The sequence below is a fragment of the Microbispora sp. NPDC046973 genome (assembly GCF_040644495.1).
GTDB lineage: Bacteria > Actinomycetota > Actinomycetes > Streptosporangiales > Streptosporangiaceae > Microbispora.
In genome coordinates this window covers 166689-169731 of record NZ_JBEYWQ010000018.1, presented here as the reverse complement: position 1 = coordinate 169731, position 3043 = coordinate 166689, and the positions used below count along the sequence as shown (strand labels likewise).

At 66.1% G+C, this 3043-nt stretch carries 2 protein-coding genes; both read right to left on the bottom strand.

What is annotated here, in order from left to right:
• Positions 1 to 567: 567 nt before the first annotated feature.
• Entirely contained in the window at positions 568 to 912 is a 345-nt protein-coding gene (locus tag ABZ860_RS29045) for an Lsr2 family protein (RefSeq protein ID WP_079319595.1), read from the bottom strand.
• A gap of 1296 nt (positions 913 to 2208) precedes the next feature.
• The coding region (locus ABZ860_RS29040; RefSeq protein WP_357225915.1) for an RDD family protein at positions 2209 to 3043 on the bottom strand (835 nt) is incomplete at its 5' end.

The following is a 3043-nucleotide window of genomic DNA, read 5'->3' as shown; positions in this document are numbered from 1 at the left end:
CTCAGTACCGATGTAGTTGTGGTTGAGCATCCGGGCCTCTTCCTGGGCCAGGACGACAACCCGCCGCGCACGGTCGGTGAACCTCTCGAACATCTCGTCGCTCCTCACAGAGCGGTCAGGCCAGGCCGGGAGATCCGGCCCGTCGTTCCGCATGGTAGCCCCGACCCAGCGACCCGCTCCTTTGCAGAAGGGTTCCCCAAGCGCAGGGCGTTCATGCTCTATCCAACCCCCTGCTGGGGGTGACATGTTCCCGATACGCCGCAAGCGAACGAGGTTTTAAGGGAGCGCAAACACAATCGCGCGGTTATGCGATCGTCAGGTCCTCCGACGACCGCCATAACCGCGCGATCAAGGTGGGAGTTAGGGAGTGTCCCGCAGATCTTGCCGTAGCGAGGATCGTCCAGGCGGATGCATCGCAAGGCGCAGGAGGAGTCAATAGCGGAGCCATTGGCGCCGACTCCGGGCCCCGTGGAGATTCCGAGCCTGTGCGGAATCTCCACGGGCAGGACAACGCAGCGAGGCGCCGCCTGGGCGACCGTCGTAGACGGAAGACCTGAGGGGCACGGCCTAGTGCGCGTCCTCGTACGCCTGGACGATCGAGGCGGCAATGCGACCCCGCTCGCTCACGGGGTGTCCGTGAGCCTTCGCCCAGGCACGGATCTCCGCGCTCTTCTCGCGGGTCATGGCTCGCTGGCCCCCACCGCCCGCACCACGACGGCGCCCACGGGCCTGCCCGCTGTCCGCGCGCCGCGCGCTGCTGACGAAAGGCGACAGGGCCTCGCGAAGCCGCTTCGCGTTGCCGTCGCTCAGGTCAATCTCATATGACGTGCCGTCAATCGCGAAGGTGACCGTCTCATTGGCCTCGCCGCCATCGAGATCGTCGATGAGAATCACCTGCGTGTGCTTGGCCATCCGGCAATCCTTTCGCAGCCCATAGTTTGATTCGTCAGCCAAACATATACCCGGTTTCCCCTGGCTGACAATTCATGATTGCGGATTCTCAGGAACCTCTGAGTCCGGTGACTTCTCGCGTGGCTCCCGTGCCGTGCGGAGGCCCGCCGCGTCGGAACGTACCAACTTTACGATGCCGTAGACGACCGCGCCGGCGACGACCGCGGAAGGTATCAAGGCGGACAATACCTCTGTCATTCTGCCTCGCTCGTGCCGGGGGTGTCATTAGGTGCACCCGAGGAAATTCCGAGGGCGTGGCAAGGCCGCCGGCCTCTTGCCCGGCCGGGCGCCCTGATACGACCATAGCGCCGGGAGGGACCAGGCGCGCCTTCCGGGGTGCCCCTGGAGGGCTGAGGTAATCCTCGTCTCTCCAGCGGCCTTACCGGATGCACTCGAAATCGTACCCAGAATGCCGACCCCGCCGGTCACCGATCCCGGGCCGTCCCGCCGTTTCAGCCGCTCGCGCGCTTCCCCTGCGGCCGCGGGCGGCCGGGCCGCACGCCACGGGTTCCGCACGGCGTGCGTCGTAGTCGCAGGTGAGCGGCTTGCCGGCCAGGACGAACAGGCACGGGCGAACAAGCGTGAAGCGGCAAACACGTCCTGCGGAAAAGGCCGATCCGGGGACGCACGGCCGTTGAAGGGCTCGGCTGAAACGAGGAGTCCGCGTCACGGCGGCCGGATCTTCACAAGGGTCCCGGCTCCCTTCTCGTACGGCGTGCACGCCTTGGGGGATATACGCGCAAGCAGATCGCCACAGGCCGCAAGCCTCGTAAAAAGAGAGGACCGGCCGGTTCCATCAAGATCACCGAGCGGGAGGTCTGAAGATCGAAAAAAGGAGCGGGGGCACAATCACGCGGACGGCCCGGACGGCCGTGACGTCAGAGTTTCCCACGGCCAAACGATCCCCGCATTCCGTGGACGCCGCCTGCGGCCGGGTAGAGCGGGCGGGCTTCCGGGAGCGCCATAAGGGTCCGCCCGGCTCCATACGGCCCCATAAGCGCCCCTGACGGTTCCTTAAGCCGCCCGTGGGCGGATATGACCCGGGGGACGGCGGGGGCGAGTCTTAAGGATTGGCGCCGGGGGCGGTCTCGCGGTCATTGGGCACCTCTCGGGACGGTGAACCCAAGCATGGCATGCCCGGGAGTCCCCGCAAGGATTTTCCGTCACAGCCGGGTGAGCGGACGGTGCGGACGGAGTCATAGCGACCCATAGAAAAACGGGGCCGATGGTGCGGTCCATCGGCCCCGTCTGTCGTCGTTACTTGACCTTGACCACCACGGTGTTGGCGACCTTGTCATGCAGCGCCTGGTGCAGCGGCTTGTCCCACAACAGCCACAGCACGTTCACAAGAGAGGCGATGCTCGCGAGGTAGCTGATAACGGGAATCCACTGCAGGAACTCGAAAACGTAGAGCACGCCGGCCCGCTTGAGCGCCGCGTCCTGGGGAAGCCCGCCCGCGTCGAGAGTGCCGCCGACCGGAACGACCTTGATGCCCATGAGTTTCTTGCCGAGCGTCTGGCCCTGCGCCCGCAGCATGAGGAATTCGTAGGCGACCATGACGAGGCCGCCCAGGATCGACGTGAGCAGTGACGCCAGGAAGTAACCGCTACCGGGGTTGTAAACCCCGCTCGTGATGTCGATGCTCGCGTTGGTGACGACGATTCCCGTGATCACGAGCGTGATGATCGAGAAGGGAATGCCGACGATCACGCCGTCGATGATGCGGGCGACCAGGCGCTGCCACCACTCGGCGAGCGGGGCCGGGGCACCGGGCGGAATCGGACCCGAGGCCCCGTACGGCTGGCCGAAGCCGGGCTGACCATAGCCCTGCTGGCCGTACTGCTGCTGTCCGTAGCCCTGCGGTTGCCCGTATCCCTGCGGCGAGCTCGACTGGGCGTACTGCTGCTGCCCGTACTGATCCTGGCCGTACTGCTGCTGGGCCTGCTGAGCGTCGTAGCCCTGCTGGCCGTACTGCTGCTGGCCCTGCTGAGCGCCGTAGCCCTGCTGGCCGTACTGCTGCTGCCCGTAACCGGGCTGCTGGCCGTAGCCCTGCTGCTGGCTCTGCTGTTGAGCCTGCTGGGCACCGTAGCCC

Excerpts from the sequence above, each read along its gene's own strand:
- ABZ860_RS29045 (WP_079319595.1), bottom strand. The coding sequence starts at position 912 with ATGGCCAAGCACACGCAGGTGATTCTCATCGACGATCTCGATGGCGGC.